15 protein-coding genes are annotated in these 13771 nt (G+C 63.6%); 7 read left to right on the top strand and 8 right to left on the bottom strand.

Going from position 1 to position 13771, the window contains the following annotated elements:
* Positions 1-20: 20 nt before the first annotated feature.
* Positions 21-1025: an alpha/beta hydrolase gene (locus CKO27_RS03755; RefSeq protein WP_242470708.1), complete on the top strand. Its 1005-nt coding sequence runs from the start codon at positions 21-23 to the stop codon at positions 1023-1025.
* Here the strand turns inward: CKO27_RS03755 and CKO27_RS03750 are convergent.
* Positions 1013-1501, bottom strand: coding sequence for a C40 family peptidase (locus tag CKO27_RS03750; protein WP_200373540.1), 489 nt, complete (start codon positions 1499-1501; stop codon positions 1013-1015). The two genes, CKO27_RS03755 and CKO27_RS03750, sit on opposite strands and share 13 nt — an antisense overlap.
* A gap of 328 nt (positions 1502-1829) precedes the next feature.
* On the opposite strand from CKO27_RS03750, the gene trxB reads away from it, so the two are divergent.
* The 5 genes from trxB to infA all read left to right on the top strand — a co-directional run bounded on the left by trxB (position 1830) and on the right by infA (position 5899).
* Entirely contained in the window at positions 1830-2795 is a 966-nt protein-coding gene (gene trxB / locus CKO27_RS03745; protein ID WP_200373539.1) for a thioredoxin-disulfide reductase, read from the top strand.
* 109 nt (positions 2796-2904) lie between these two features.
* Positions 2905-4086: a GNAT family N-acetyltransferase gene (locus CKO27_RS03740; protein ID WP_200373538.1), complete on the top strand. Its 1182-nt coding sequence runs from the start codon at positions 2905-2907 to the stop codon at positions 4084-4086.
* Positions 4083-4835, top strand: a complete 753-nt coding sequence (gene aat / locus CKO27_RS03735; RefSeq protein ID WP_200373537.1) for a leucyl/phenylalanyl-tRNA--protein transferase — start codon at positions 4083-4085, stop codon at positions 4833-4835. The genes CKO27_RS03740 and aat overlap by 4 nt, the downstream gene beginning before the upstream one ends.
* Positions 4832-5584 carry an arginyltransferase gene (locus CKO27_RS03730; protein WP_200373536.1) on the top strand — a complete coding sequence of 251 codons (753 nt, stop codon included), beginning with the start codon at positions 4832-4834 and terminating at the stop codon, positions 5582-5584. Before aat ends, CKO27_RS03730 begins: the two co-directional genes overlap by 4 nt.
* A gap of 96 nt (positions 5585-5680) precedes the next feature.
* Positions 5681-5899 carry a translation initiation factor IF-1 gene (infA, locus tag CKO27_RS03725; RefSeq protein WP_012971469.1) on the top strand — a complete coding sequence of 73 codons (219 nt, stop codon included), beginning with the start codon at positions 5681-5683 and terminating at the stop codon, positions 5897-5899.
* A gap of 158 nt (positions 5900-6057) precedes the next feature.
* On the opposite strand, the gene clpA is transcribed toward infA, so the two are convergent.
* Positions 6058-8319: an ATP-dependent Clp protease ATP-binding subunit ClpA gene (gene clpA / locus CKO27_RS03720; protein ID WP_200373535.1), complete on the bottom strand. Its 2262-nt coding sequence runs from the start codon at positions 8317-8319 to the stop codon at positions 6058-6060.
* A 74-nt stretch (positions 8320-8393) separates the two neighbouring features.
* A complete protein-coding gene (gene clpS / locus CKO27_RS03715; RefSeq protein ID WP_200373534.1) occupies positions 8394-8717 on the bottom strand; it encodes an ATP-dependent Clp protease adapter ClpS in 324 nt (107 codons plus the stop codon).
* Positions 8718-8999: 282 nt separating this feature from the next.
* Here clpS and CKO27_RS03710 point away from each other — a divergent pair, with 282 nt between their 5' ends.
* On the top strand, positions 9000-9206 hold the full coding sequence (locus tag CKO27_RS03710; RefSeq protein WP_200373533.1) for a cold-shock protein: 207 nt from the start codon (positions 9000-9002) through the stop codon (positions 9204-9206).
* A gap of 85 nt (positions 9207-9291) precedes the next feature.
* On the opposite strand, the gene icd is transcribed toward CKO27_RS03710, so the two are convergent.
* From icd to napG, 5 genes are all read right to left on the bottom strand, one after another.
* Positions 9292-10548 (bottom strand): NADP-dependent isocitrate dehydrogenase, encoded by a 1257-nt coding sequence (gene icd, locus CKO27_RS03705; RefSeq protein WP_200373532.1) that lies wholly within the window; start codon positions 10546-10548, stop codon positions 9292-9294.
* Positions 10549-10704: 156 nt separating this feature from the next.
* Complete coding sequence (locus CKO27_RS03700) at positions 10705-11316, bottom strand: NapC/NirT family cytochrome c (protein WP_200373531.1); 612 nt, start codon at positions 11314-11316, stop codon at positions 10705-10707.
* A 49-nt stretch (positions 11317-11365) separates the two neighbouring features.
* On the bottom strand, positions 11366-11791 hold the full coding sequence (locus CKO27_RS03695) for a nitrate reductase cytochrome c-type subunit (RefSeq protein WP_200373530.1): 426 nt from the start codon (positions 11789-11791) through the stop codon (positions 11366-11368).
* Between the two features lie 20 nt (positions 11792-11811).
* Complete coding sequence (napH, locus tag CKO27_RS03690; RefSeq protein WP_200373529.1) at positions 11812-12753, bottom strand: quinol dehydrogenase ferredoxin subunit NapH; 942 nt, start codon at positions 12751-12753, stop codon at positions 11812-11814.
* Positions 12754-13620, bottom strand: coding sequence for a ferredoxin-type protein NapG (napG, locus tag CKO27_RS03685; protein WP_200373528.1), 867 nt, complete (start codon positions 13618-13620; stop codon positions 12754-12756).
* Positions 13621-13771: the final 151 nt, after the last annotated feature.

Raw genomic sequence — 13771 nt, 5'->3', positions numbered from 1 at the left:
CGATGGCTCGAATCGGCTGGATGAGGAGCGGACTCCTCGTCATGGCGTTGCTCAGTGGCTGCGTCGGACCCCAGGTGATCGAGCGGGCGGAGGGGCGCCTCACGCCCCGACTGACGCTGGAACAGGCGGTCATGGCGGATGGCTATCGCTTGCCTCTGCGGAGTTGGTCCGGGCCGGGCGAACCCAGAATCGTGCTGATTGGCCTGCATGGATTCAACGATTACAGCCGTGCCTTCGAGCCGCTCGCCGGGGAGCTGGCCGAACGGGGCATTCGGACCTATGCCGTGGATCAGCGCGGATTTGGCGCCTCCGCACAGCCAGGGCGCTGGCATGGAAGCCTGACCCTGGCGCGCGATCTGGTCACCCTGGTCGAATTGGTTCGGACACGGCACCCCAAGGCGCGTCTCTACGTGGCGGGCGAAAGCATGGGTGGAGCCGTGGCGATGCTGGCCTCGGCCCAGGCGTCCCTGCCGATCGACGGCCTGGTGCTGATCGCGCCCGCCGTCTGGTCGCGCGACACCATGCCCTGGTATCAGCGTCTCGCCTTGGACGCCGCGGCCGGCACGCTGCCCTGGCTGAAACTGACCGGGGAGGGACTCTCGGTGCGTCCCACGGATAATGATGACTTGCTCAGGAGCCTGTCCGCCGATCCACTGGTGATCAAGGCGACTCGGGTGGACGCCCTCTGGGGCGTGACCGATCTCATGGACGCGGCGCGAACCGCCGCGCCGCGCCTGCGCCCGCCGGTCCTCCTGCTCTATGGCGAGCGCGACGAGATCATCCCGAGGCGGGCCTTTGTCCGCCTGCTGCGCGAATTGCCGTCCGACAGGTCGGGGATCCGTCTGGTTCTTTACCGGGATGGTTGGCACATGCTGCCACGCGATCGCCAGGGCGCGCGCGTGCGCACGGATATCCTGAGCTGGCTCACCGATCCGGCCGGACCAATCCCGTCGGGAGAGGAAACCCCGATCGAAGGCGTTCGCCCGCGAGTCTTACGCGGGGAACGATCCACTCAACGGAAATAGGTGCCGGCGCCAAGATAACGCGCCTGCCAATAGGGACTGTCCAGATTCGACACACGCACCTGGCTGCGCGAGGTGGAGGCATGCACGAAACGTCGCCCGTCGATCATCAGGCCCACATGGTAGGCCGTCGGTCCGGTCTTGAAGAACACCATGTCACCCGGCTTGAGCTGGTTCTTTCCGACCGGCTTGGCGGCCTTGTGCTGGGCGGCGGCGGTGCGCGGGATGGAGAGCCCCGCCTCGTGATGGGCATAGTAGGTGAGGCCACTACAGTCGAACCCCTTAGCCGGGGCGGAACCGCCGTAGACATAGGGCGTCCCGATCTGCGCCAGGCCGGTCAGGACCACATCGTTCCGGCGCTTAGCCAGCCCCGAGTCATCGCGACCGCCCAATCCAGAGCAGCCCGCGAACAGGGGGAGAATGACAATGGCCAGGAGCCAGGTGGACCATGGATAGCCTGGCGCTCGACAGTCGCGCATCTTCATAAATCGCTCTCAATTAACACTCTAATACCATGTAAAAATGGCTTTTATACCGCCATCACCGGAGTGTCAATCCCCCAAGGCCCTGGACCCTGCCACCGCTCGACGGCATTGAATCACTCTCGTGGACAGGGAGCGCGCGACTCAGACCGTTGTTTTTCCCTGAATCCCCGCGAGCGAACGCCCGCGTCGAGCCCGGACTTTACGATCCGCGAGCCAACCCTTAAATTGGCGGCTTTGAAATCCCTGCCTCCCCGCCCTCCGTCCCGAGCCGGGCCGTGAATCGGTGGATCCGGGGCCACTCGGACGCTATGGAGTGCAACAGATGAGCGAAACCAAACACTGCCGGCTCTTGATCCTGGGCTCCGGTCCCGCCGGTTACACCGCCGCCGTTTACGCGGCCCGCGCCAATCTCCAGCCGGTGCTGGTCACGGGTATCGAGCAAGGCGGTCAATTGATGACGACGACCGAGGTCGACAACTGGCCGGGCGACCCGGACGGCGCCCAGGGTCCGGAACTCATGGAGCGGATGCGCCGTCACGCCGAACGCTTCGAGACCCAGATCCTCTTCGACCACATCCACACGACCGACCTCGCCACGCGCCCCTTCCGGTTGACCGGCGACTCGGCCATCTATACCTGCGACGCGCTCATTATCGCGACCGGGGCCAGCGCCATGTATCTCGGACTGCCCTCCGAGCAGTTATTCCGAGGCCGAGGGGTCTCCGCCTGCGCGACCTGCGACGGCTTCTTCTACCGTAATCAGAAGGTCGCCGTGATCGGCGGCGGCAACACCGCCGTCGAGGAGGCGCTCTATCTCTCCAACATCGCCTCCGAGGTCATCCTGGTGCATCGGCGCGACGCGCTACGGGCGGAAAAGATTCTCCAGAAGCAACTGCTTGAGAAGGCCGACAAGGGCAACGTGCGCATCGCCTGGAATCACGTCCTGGACGAGATCCTGGGCGACGCCACCGGGGTCACCGGGATGCGCATCAAGAGCGTCCTGGACGACTCCACGCAGGACATCGACCTGCAGGGTGTCTTCATCGCCATTGGGCACAAGCCGAACACCGGAATCTTCGAGGGGCAGCTCGAAATGAACAAGGGCTATATCAAGGTCCAGAGCGGAAGCCAGGGCAATGCCACCGCGACCTCCGTCCCCGGCGTATTCGCGGCCGGAGATGTCATGGATCAGGTGTACCGCCAGGCCATCACCTCGGCCGGTGCCGGCTGCATGGCCGCGCTGGACGCCGAGAAATATCTGGACGCCCTGGAGGCGCTCGGCCGCTAGGATCCCAGCGATTGCTTGCCGCCCATCCCGCTCCTCGGCCGGGTCGGATTGGGCGGGCGACGGGACGCCCATATGTGGTGGCCATGGACAGACACCCGTTGCGAGCAAGATGTACAAGCTGACGACTCACTCAGCCATCGCCGAGATACCCGCCGCCGATTGGAATCGGCTCGCCGACCCCGATACGCCCTTTCTGCGTCATGAATTCCTGGCCGCCATGGAAACGCATGGCTGTGTCGGCGAGCGACTCGGATGGATTCCCCAGCATCTGGCGCTGCGTGACGCGGAGGAGCGGATTCTGGCCCTCGCGCCCTGTTATCTGAAGTTCAATTCCTATGGCGAGTTCGTCTTCGATTGGTCCTGGGCCGATGCCTACCGGCGCAGTGGACGCGCCTATTACCCCAAGCTCGTCGTCGCCTCGCCCTATACCCCGGCCACGGGTCCGCGGATCCTGACCGGATCTGGGCCGCGAAGCGGCGAGTTCGCGCTGGCCTTGATTCAAGGGGCCAACCAGATCGCGGAACGCCTGGGGGTATCCTCCCTGCATTGGCTGTTCACCACCGAGCCGGAAACCGAGCTGCTGGAGTCGCGCGGACTGATGCGCCGGGTCGGCTGCCAGTTCCATTGGCGCAATCAGGGATACGCCACCTTCGATGACTTCCTGGGCACGCTGACCGCCGCTAAGCGCAAGATGATCAAGCGCGAGCGTCGACGGGTCGAGGAGAGCGGTCTTCGGATCCGGCGGATACCCGGCCAGGCGGTCAGCGAGAGCGAATGGGCGACCTTTCACCAGCTCTATCGCGACACCTTCGACAAGCGCGGCGGACTCCCGACACTGACCCTGCCGTTCTTTCTGAGCCTCGCCGAGAGCATGGGCGACCAGTTGCTGCTGGTCCTGGCGTATCATGGCCAGAACATCGTCGCCGCCGCCTTCGATCTGGTCGGACGGCAATCCCTGTATGGGCGCCACTGGGGCTGCTTCCAGGATTATCACAGCCTCCATTTCGAGGCTTGCTACTATCAGGGCCTGGATTACTGCATCGAACGCGGACTCGCGCGGTTCGAGCCCGGCGCCCAGGGCGAGCACAAGGTCAGCCGCGGCTTCCTGCCCACCGCGACCTGGTCGGCCCACTGGATCGCCGACCCCCGCTTCGGCTCGGCCATTTCCGGCTTTCTGGAGAGTGAAACCAAGAGCATGGATAGCTATCTCGCGGAGATGCGCGGCCACAGTCCCTATCGTGCCGACCGGCCCCCCGGGTCCGGGACGCCGATCGTCAGGTCACACCCATGATTCCCTTACTCGATCCCCAGGATCGCGCCACCTTTCCCGATCCGCGCCACGCCTTGCGCGAGCCCAATGGACTGCTCGCCGTGGGCGGCGACCTGGATCCGACCCGACTGGAAAATGCCTATCGACGCGGCATCTTCCCCTGGTTCAGCACCGGAGACCCCATCCTCTGGTGGTCGCCCGATCCGCGCACCATTCTCTTTCCGGACCAACTCAGGATCTCCCGCAGTCTGCGCAAGCGACTGCGAAAAGGCGATCTGACCACCACCCTGGACCGTGACTTCCCCGGTGTCATGCTGGGTTGCGCCCAGCCGCGCGACGAGGACGGCGGCACCTGGCTGGTGCCCAGGATGATCGAAGCCTACCAGCGGCTCCATGCCGGTGGCCTGGCGCATTCCGTCGAGGTCTGGCGCGAGGGCGCACTCGTCGGCGGTCTCTACGGTGTGGCCATCGGCCGCGTCTTCTTTGGGGAATCCATGTTCAGCCGCGTGACCGACGCCTCCAAGGTCGCCCTGACGCGCCTGTGCCAAACCCTGGCGGAGCGGGGTTTTGGCCTGATCGACTGCCAGATGAGGACCGAGCATCTGATCCGCCTGGGGGCGATCGAAGTGCCGCGAGCCGATTTCATCCGCCTGCTGGAGCGTTACCGCGACCCACCTGGAGAGATCGCGAGCTGGGACGATGGCCTGGATCGCGCCAACCCGGATACGGCGGCCGTCATCCCTGTCCAACCGGCCCCAGCCACCCCATGATCCAAGGTATCGATCCCCGGCAAGGGCGCTATCTCGCGCTCTATCTGACCGCCGAGCATTCCTGCTCCTATCTGGAGGGACTGCGGGCGCGCACCCTCTTCGTCGACCCCAGCGCGCGGATCGACAATTCCACCTATCAGATCCTGGTCGATCAGGGATTCAGGCGCAGTGGAGCGCATATCTACCGCCCGGCCTGCCGGGGCTGCGAGCGCTGTACCCCGGTACGCCTTCCGGTCGAGTCCTTCCAGCCCAACCGTTCGCAACGCCGCAACTGGAAACTCAACGCGCCGGACATCCACCTGAGCGATGCCCCCGCGGCCTTCAACGAGGAGCAGTTCGCGCTCTATCGCCGCTATCTGGCCCATCGGCACGCGGACGGCAGCATGGCCGACGACGCCAGCGAGGAGAGCTACCGACGTTTTCTGGTGGACCCCTGGGGTGGCGCCACCCGTTTCATCGAGCTATGGCTCGGAAACCGGCTGGTCGGCGTGGCGGTCACGGATGTACTCGAACAGGGCCTGTCCGCCGTCTACACCTTTTTCGATCCCGAGATCGCGGAGCGCGCGCCGGGTACCTTCGCCGTTCTGGCCCAGATCGAAACGACCCGGAGGCTCGGACTTGCGTATCTCTACCTGGGGTACTGGATCGGCGATTGCCGTAAAATGGCGTACAAGGACGGTTTCCGTCCGATCGAGGCATGGAATGGCCACCAATGGAATCGCTTCGAACGCGGGCATCGGCTGGGCTGAGAGCGGATCCGATCGAACCCTCATGCCTTGTCGATTGGTGTGCTAGAATCCCGCAGCTAAGAGACTCGCGTTGTAATCCGAACACACCTAATAAATATGTCAAAAGACGACGTCATCCAGATGGAAGGCACGGTTACCGAAACCCTGCCGAACACCGTTTTCCGAGTCCAATTGGAAAATGGCCATACCGTAACCGCTCATATCTCCGGCAAGATGCGTAAGCACTACATCCGCATCCTGACCGGTGACAAGGTAACGGTCGAGCTAACCCCCTACGACCTCACCAAGGGTCGAATCGTCTACCGCGCGCGCTAACCCCCTCTCGCCCTCCCCGGCCAACCGAGGATCGCTCATGTCGCGATCAACGGCTCCGCGCCCACTCGGGGAGTCGGGTTTCAGCGAAGCGACGAATCATCCTCGCCGCTCGCCCTGTATCGCCGAGCCAGACCTCGCCAGGATGCTCCTGGTCGGTCTCAGAGGTCTCGCTCGACACCGTTGATCTCGAAGGCGAGCTTGCCGTCCTTCAGAAAGACGCGGACCACCCCGCCACCCACGAGTTCGCCGAACAGCAGCTCGTTCGCCAGCGGCTTCTTGATACCCTGCTGAATGACGCGCGCCATTGGCCGCGCACCCATCTTGGGATCGTAGCCGGTCTCGGCCAGCCAGCGCCGCGCCTCCTCGTCGACCGTCAGGTTGACCTTCTTGTCCTCCAACTGCTGCTCAAGCTCGAACACGAACTTGTTGACGACGTTGAGAATCGTCTCCTCACTGAGCGGACCGAACTGCACGATGGCGTCCAGCCGGTTGCGGAACTCGGGGGTGAAGTAGCGCTTGAGCGCCTCCATGCCGTCGGTCGAGTGATCCTGCTCGGTGAAACCCATCGAGCGACGCGAGGTCTCCGCCGCGCCCGCGTTGGTCGTCATGACCAGCACCACGTTGCGGAAATCCGCCTTGCGCCCGTTGTTGTCGGTCAGCGTGCCATGGTCCATCACCTGCAGGAGCAGGTTGAAGACATCGGGATGGGCCTTCTCGACCTCGTCGAGCAGCAGGACGGCGTGCGGGTGCTTGTTGATCTCTTCCGTCAGGAGTCCGCCCTGATCGAATCCCACGTACCCAGGCGGCGCGCCGATGAGCCGCGAGACCGTGTGACGCTCCATGTACTCCGACATATCGAAGCGCAGCAGCTCCATCCCCAGGATGCGCGCCAACTGACGGGTGACCTCGGTCTTGCCGACGCCGGTCGGTCCAGTGAATAGGAAGGAGCCGATGGGCTTCTCCTCGTGACCCAGACCCGAGCGATTCATGCGAATCGCCGAGGTCAGGGCATCGATCGCCGCCTCCTGGCCATAGACCACCATTTTGAGATCGCGATCGAGATTGCGGAGCGACTCGGTGTCGGAGGCCGAGACCCGCTTGGGCGGAATGCGCGCCATCTTGGCGACGATCGCCTCGACATCCGCGACATCGATGCGCTTCTTGCGCTTGGATGGCGCCATCAGTTGCACGCTGGCGCCGGCCTCGTCGATGACATCGATCGCCTTGTCCGGCAGATGACGGTCGTTGATGTGACGATTGGCCAGTTCGGCGGCGGCGCGCAGGGCCGGCTGGGTGTAGCTGACCTGATGATGTTCCTCGAAACGGGATTTGAGACCCTTGAGGATCTCGATGGTCTCCTCGACCGAGGGCTCCTCGACGTCGATTTTCTGGAAGCGCCGCGCGAGCGCGCGATCCTTCTCGAAGATCCCCCGATACTCCTGATAGGTCGTGGAGCCGATGCAGCGCAGATCGCCGGAGGCGAGCACCGGCTTGATGAGATTGGAGGCGTCCATGACCCCGCCGGACGCCGATCCGGCGCCGATGATGGTGTGGATCTCGTCGATGAAGAGAATAGCGTGGGGCTGACGCTTGAGCTGGGCCAGAACCGCCTTCAGACGTTTCTCGAAGTCGCCGCGATACTTGGTTCCGGCGACCAGGCCGCCGAGATCGAGCGAGTAGATCACCGCGTCGTTGAGGACTTGCGGCACCTCGCCGTCGACGATCTTCTTCGCCAGCCCCTCGGCGATCGCGGTCTTGCCGACCCCCGCCTCGCCGACGAACAGCGGATTGTTCTTGCGGCGCCGGCACAGAATCTGGATGGTGCGCTCAACCTCGGGGGCGCGGCCGATCAATGGATCGATCCGACCCTGGCGAGCCATCTCGTTGAGATTGGTCGCGAAGCTCTCAAGCGGACTGGCGCCCTCCTTCTCCTCGCCGCGCACCTCGTCGGACTCGCCAGGCGCCTCTTCCTCCTGACTCTCGCCGGGAACCTTGGAGATGCCGTGCGAGATGAAATTGACCACATCCAGCCGCGTCACGTCCTGCTGGTTGAGCAGATAGACGGCCTGGGAGTCCTGCTCGCTGAACAGGGCGACCAGCACGTTGGCGCCGGTCACATCCTTCTTGCCCGCGGACTGAACGTGAAAGACGGCGCGTTGCAGCACGCGCTGAAAGCCAAGCGTCGGCTGGGTGTCGCGATCCTCGTTGTCGGGAATCAGCGGCGTCGTCTCGTCGATGAACACGGCAATCTCGCGGCGCAGCCTCTCCGCGTCGGCACCACAGGCGCGCAGCACCTTGGCGGCCGTCGGATTATCCAGCAATGACAGCAGCATGTGCTCCACCGTCATGTATTCGTGGTGCTTGGCGCGCGCCTCTTTGAAGGCCCGGTTAAGCGTGAATTCGAGTTCTTTGCTCAGCATCGGCCTATCCCAAGGGTGGATTCAAGAAAACGGATTGAAATTCTGCCGCTCGAAATTTCAACGAGCCCCTACGTCTACGCCTCTTCCATCGTGCAAATCAGCGGATGCTGGTTACCGCGCGCGTAGTCATTCACTTGCCCGACCTTGGTCTCGGCGATGTCCTTGGTGAAAACCCCACACACGCCGACGCCCCTGGTATGCACATGCAGCATGACTTGGGTCGCCTTTTCTCGGTTCATACCAAAAAAAATCTCAAGAACCAACACCACGAACTCCATCGGGGTGTAATCGTCGTTCAGCAGTAGAACCTTATATAGGGGCGGACGGCGCAGTTTTGGGCGAGCTTCCTGAACCGTCAGGCCGGATTCGCGCTCCTCGCCAGGAATATCGTTACTCATGATCTCGGATTCTAGTCAAGATTCACTTAGGCGCGACGCCTCTGGTCGCAATGACAGGCCGCTCGCGAATGGTTCAGGCGCTTCCTCTGGTCCAATTTGGCGCCGGGACTCGACCAAGAGACCGAGCCGCTCGCGCGCGTCCATCAGCAGAGCCTGTTTGACCAGCGAAATCAACTCACTATACTACCGAGTTGTGGTACCGATCGCCGGATTCAAGGTACGGTGCCAGTCGACGATAACGACCATAAACAAGAAGCCCCGTAAAGTAGGAGGAGTGCGTCAATGATCACCGGTGTCGTCAAATGGTTCAATAACGCAAAGGGGTACGGGTTCGTACAACCAGACGGTCGGGAAGAGGACGTCTTCGTCCACTTCTCGTCGATCGACATGGAAGGCTATAAGACATTGAGAGAAGGACAGAAGGTCGAATTCGAGCTGAGCGAAGGCCCCAAGGGGCTTCATGCGGCCAATGTGCACCACGTGAGCTGAGGTCGTGACGCCTACCGACATCCCATCCTGACCGCGCCCCTCGCGCCAGGACCATAAGGTTCTGGCGCGAGGGTCTTCCACCAAATTACATCCCGCCGATCACCGCGTCGCCGAACTCCGAGCAACTCAGCTTGGTCGCGCCGTCCATCAACCGATGCAGGTCATAGGTCACCGTCTTGGAGGCGATCGCGCCCTCCACGCCCTTGATGATGAGATCGGCCGCCTCGACCCAGCCCATGTGGCGCAGCATCATCTCGGCCGAGAGGATCAATGAGCTTGGATTGACCTGATCCTTACCGGCGTATTTGGGCGCCGTGCCGTGGGTCGCCTCGAACATGGCGATGCTGTCGGAGAGGTTCGCGCCCGGCGCCATGCCGATCCCGCCGACCTGGGCCGCGAGCGCGTCCGAGATGTAGTCGCCGTTGAGATTCAGGGTGGCGATCACGTCGTACTCCTTCGGCCGCAGCAGGATCTGCTGGAGGAAGGCGTCGGCGATCACGTCCTTGACCACGATCTCGCGGCCGGTCCTGGGGTTCTTGAAGGAGCACCAGGGACCGCCGTCGATCTCCCTGGCGCCGAATTCCGACTGGGCCAGCTCATAGCCCCACTGTTTGAAGGCCCCCTCGGTGAACTTCATGATGTTGCCCTTGTGCACCAGGGTCACCGAGGCGCGATCGTTGTCGATCGCGTACTGGATCGCCTTGCGCACCAGGCGCTGGGTGCCGTCGCGCGATACCGGCTTGATCCCGATCCCGGAACTCTCGGGGAAGCGGATCTTGGTGACGCCCATCTCGTCGCGCAGGAAGGCAATGATCTTTTTGGCGGCGGCCGAGCCTTCCTGCCACTCGATGCCGGCGTAGATGTCCTCCGAGTTCTCACGGAAGATCACCATGTCGGTGTGTTCGGGCTCCTTCAAGGGACTCGGCGTGCCGCTGAAATAGCGCACCGGGCGCAGACAGACGTAGAGATCCAGTTCCTGACGTAGCGTCACGTTCAGCGAGCGGATGCCGCCGCCGACCGGGGTGGTCAGCGGCCCCTTGATCGAGACCACGAAATCCTTGACGGCCGCGAGCGTCTCTTCCGGCAGCCAGACATCCTCGCCATAGGCGCGGGTCGATTTCTCGCCGGCGAAGATCTCCATCCACTGGATCTGGCGCGCGCCGCCGTAAGCCTTGGCGACCGAGGCGTCCACGACCGAACGCATGACGGGGGTGATATCGACACCGATTCCATCGCCCTCAATGAAAGGGATGATCGGCTTGTCTGGGACATTCAGCGAAAAATCGGCGTTGACGCCGATTTTCTCGCCCGTGGCTGGAACCTGGATCTTGTCGTAAGGCATGGACGGCACTCTCTCTGGCTTGCGAATGCCGCCTATGCTAACACCCCGGTTTGGCTTTGCGCAGACGGAATCGGCGGACTTGGGATGCCCGCTGTCCGACCCTTTCCAGCCTCGCGCCCGACCGCGTCCGGGGCGCGCCGAAACCAAGGGTTCCGATCAATCGCGCACCGAGTAAAAGATGCTCTGGCCCGGCGCGTCCTGTTCGGGGTCGTATTCCATCGGGAGCTGATGGGCGATGCCCTTGTGGCAGTCGATGCAGGTCAAGCCGGCGTCCTCCGCGTCCTGATGGCTCTGCGAGCTGCGCGATTCCTGCTTGTTGTAGTTCATGGACTCGAAGTCGTGGCAGTTGCGGCACTCGCGCGAATCGGTCGCCTTCATGGTGCGCCAGACGTTTTGCGCCAGCCGGATCCGCTGGGCCTCGAACTTCTCGGGGGTATCCACGTCGCCCTTGAAGTGATGGTAGAGCTCATTGCTCGCCTGGATCTTGCGCACGATCTTATGCACCCAATCCTTGGGGACATGGCAGTCCGGACAGGTCGCGCGCACGCCGGTACGGTTGGTGTAATGAATGGTGTCGGTGTATTCCTGATAGACGTTGACCTTCATCTCGTGACAGGAGATGCAGAATTGCTCGGTGTTGGTCGCCTCCATCGCGGTGTTGAAGCCGCCCCAGAACAGGATGCCGATGAGGATGCCCGCCGACAGAATGAGCCAGGTCACGCGACGGGCGCGGGGTTTGGGCGCCGAGGTTTTTGATTGATCGGACATAATGAGTTTCCCGAATCTCTGGATATGCGCGCCATGCTGACCGTTACGGTCAGCGTCCCTCGAAGACGTTTTCGACCAATGGAATCGCCCCGGTTTGAGGGGCATGACACTGGGTGCAGAAATATCGCCGGGGCGCCAGGTGATCGAGCTTGACGCCATCGCGGTCGAAGAAGTGGCTATCGCCCACTTTCGGCGCCTTGGCGATCTCGAAGGTCGCCGGACTATGGCATTTGAGACAGCCGTTCTGACGCAGATCAATGCTGTATTTGTCGATCGGGTGCGGGATCATCGGCGGCTGCTTTTCCCAGCCCAGGGCGAACCCGCCGGGCACGGCCACGGTTGGTTTGTTCACCGCCGGATCGGACTCGTCCGTCACCGCGCGACCGCGCAGCGAGGTCACGTCCTCGGCCGCGATGGCGCTCGCCAGGCCGGTCGCCGCGAGTCCCAGCAGCATGGCTGCGACTGATCTGTTCATGGCTCTCTCCGCCTTATCGGTTAACTGGATGCGCGGCCTGGGATCGGGACATCCGTGCCGGATGCCACCGTTTTCGCCCCATCGCCGCCGGACGCGCGCGGGGCGATGTCGGGCCGCCGCCGGTAGCCGAGCGTGAAACGAAACACGTCCTTGCTACACACATCGATACAGCGCCCGCAATTGGTGCAGTGGATATCGCCGATGAGCGGCCCGATCCCCTGGGCCGCGCCCTTCAGGGCCGGCTTGATGACCTGTGGCTCCGGGCAGATGTTGAAGCAATCCATGCAATCGTCGCAGCGCGCCCGCCCCGCCGCCGCGACCCGCACGGCAGGCTTGACCCCGATCAGGCCATAAAAGGCCCCCACCGGGCAGAGATGGCCGCACCAGCCCCGACGCACCACGAAGAGGTCGTAAAGAAAGACCGCGAGCAGCAACGTCCAGCCCCAGCCCATGCCGAAAATGAGGCCGCGATGGGCCATGGAGACCGGGTTGACGTATTCCCAGACGATGACGCCGGTCGCGAGCGGGAACAGCAGCACCAGGCCCAGCAACCAGTAGCGTAGATCGCGCGAGATCCGCCCGCCGGCGCGGATGTCGAGGCGGCGACCCAGCCAGGCGGCCAGATCCGTCACCAGATTGACCGGACAGACCCAGGAGCAAAAGACCCGCCCGCCGACCAGGGCGTAGAAGACCAGCACGATGAGCGCGCCGATCAGACCGCTCGCGATCGGCCAGGCCCCCGAAAGCATCGACTGCGCGAGCAGCAGCGGATCGGTGAGCGGCAGAACGCCCATGGTCAGGCTCGCGGACAGGTTGCCGGTCACGATCCAGATCCCGGCCAGCGGCCCCAACAGAAAGACCGCCAGGAGGCCGAGCTGACTGGCGCGCCGCAGCAGCAGCCATTTGTGCGCCTTGAGCCAGCCCTGCTCCGCGCGCGCGGTCTGGCCGGGAAAGGCGTTCATCTAGAGCGCCCCTTTGCGGTTGAGCGAGTCCAGCGGGTTATCCGGGACCGGGCTCGCCGGTTGACCGGGCGCGGCCTCCTCAATCAGCCCCCGCCCGCCATGTTCGTACCCCATGCCCTCGGGCAGGTTATAGCGGTGCTCGGCATCCGGCGTGACCAGCGCCTCGCCCGCCTGCCGCTTCTGCTCCCAGCCCAAGCGGTAATGCGCCCCGAGCTGCCCCTTGGCCAGATGGCGCGGCAGCACCTTGATCGCCGCCTCGTCAAGGATGCAGACCTCCTCGCACTTGCCGCAGCCGGTGCAATGCGCCGAGTGAACCACCGGGATGAAGCGTGCATGCTTGCCCGAGCGCTCGTTGTGCTGCATGTCGAGCGTGATCGCCTCGCCCCGGACCGGGCAGACGTTGAAGCAGACCTCGCAGCGCAGCCCCTGGAAGGCGATGCAGTTCTCCTGATCGATCAGCACCGCGAGCCCCATGTCGGCCTTGCGGATATCGGTCAGGGCGTGATCGAGCGCATTGGTCGGGCAAGCGGCGACACAGGGGATGTCCTCGCACATCTCGCAACCGGCCTCGCGGGCGATGAAATACGGCGTTCCGGTCGGAATGTCCTGACCCAGCTCGGCCAGATGCAGCATGTCGAAGGGACAGTCGCGCACGCAGAGACCGCAGCGAATACAGGCCCCATTGAAATCATCCTCCGGCACCGCCCCCGGTGGACGGATGGCCCAGGCCGGCAGGCTCGAAGCCCGCTGGCTGTAGAGTCCCAGCCCCAGCCCGAACAGACCGACGCCACAGGCCGTCTTCATCACGCCCGTGATGAACTGGCGACGGTTCAGGGTCGTGCCGGTCTTTTGGCGTTCGCTGGTCATGGGGACGGTTTCAGTTCGTAGGATGGGCAAAGCCCGTGCTCCAAGGTTTGGTCTGGCGCCAACGTTGGCCGGGCGTGCCCATCCTCCAAGCTCCGAAGCTCAATCTGGACGAGGTTTAGGAGCGAAGGCCAGGGAGCCGAGTGCAACTCAG

This window comes from Thiocystis violacea (assembly GCF_016583575.1).
GTDB lineage: Bacteria > Pseudomonadota > Gammaproteobacteria > Chromatiales > Chromatiaceae > Thiocystis > Thiocystis violacea.
Note: the sequence above shows the minus strand (reverse complement) of the source record. Positions and strands in the feature narration are given on the sequence as shown.

What these genes read in the sequence shown, in the direction of transcription:
- CKO27_RS03695 (WP_200373530.1), bottom strand. Translation starts at nt 11,791, where the DNA reads ATGAACAGATCAGTCGCAGCCATGCTGCTGGGACTCGCGGCGACCGGC.
- CKO27_RS03755 (WP_242470708.1), top strand. Translation starts at nt 21, where the DNA reads ATGAGGAGCGGACTCCTCGTCATGGCGTTGCTCAGTGGCTGCGTCGGA.
- trxB (WP_200373539.1), top strand. Translation starts at nt 1,830, where the DNA reads ATGAGCGAAACCAAACACTGCCGGCTCTTGATCCTGGGCTCCGGTCCC.
- CKO27_RS03730 (WP_200373536.1), top strand. Translation starts at nt 4,832, where the DNA reads ATGATCCAAGGTATCGATCCCCGGCAAGGGCGCTATCTCGCGCTCTAT.
- aat (WP_200373537.1), top strand. Translation starts at nt 4,083, where the DNA reads ATGATTCCCTTACTCGATCCCCAGGATCGCGCCACCTTTCCCGATCCG.
- CKO27_RS03750 (WP_200373540.1), bottom strand. Translation starts at nt 1,501, where the DNA reads ATGCGCGACTGTCGAGCGCCAGGCTATCCATGGTCCACCTGGCTCCTG.
- CKO27_RS03740 (WP_200373538.1), top strand. Translation starts at nt 2,905, where the DNA reads ATGTACAAGCTGACGACTCACTCAGCCATCGCCGAGATACCCGCCGCC.
- CKO27_RS03710 (WP_200373533.1), top strand. Translation starts at nt 9,000, where the DNA reads ATGATCACCGGTGTCGTCAAATGGTTCAATAACGCAAAGGGGTACGGG.
- clpA (WP_200373535.1), bottom strand. Translation starts at nt 8,319, where the DNA reads ATGCTGAGCAAAGAACTCGAATTCACGCTTAACCGGGCCTTCAAAGAG.
- clpS (WP_200373534.1), bottom strand. Translation starts at nt 8,717, where the DNA reads ATGAGTAACGATATTCCTGGCGAGGAGCGCGAATCCGGCCTGACGGTT.
- napH (WP_200373529.1), bottom strand. Translation starts at nt 12,753, where the DNA reads ATGAACGCCTTTCCCGGCCAGACCGCGCGCGCGGAGCAGGGCTGGCTC.
- napG (WP_200373528.1), bottom strand. Translation starts at nt 13,620, where the DNA reads ATGACCAGCGAACGCCAAAAGACCGGCACGACCCTGAACCGTCGCCAG.
- CKO27_RS03700 (WP_200373531.1), bottom strand. Translation starts at nt 11,316, where the DNA reads ATGTCCGATCAATCAAAAACCTCGGCGCCCAAACCCCGCGCCCGTCGC.
- infA (WP_012971469.1), top strand. Translation starts at nt 5,681, where the DNA reads ATGTCAAAAGACGACGTCATCCAGATGGAAGGCACGGTTACCGAAACC.
- icd (WP_200373532.1), bottom strand. Translation starts at nt 10,548, where the DNA reads ATGCCTTACGACAAGATCCAGGTTCCAGCCACGGGCGAGAAAATCGGC.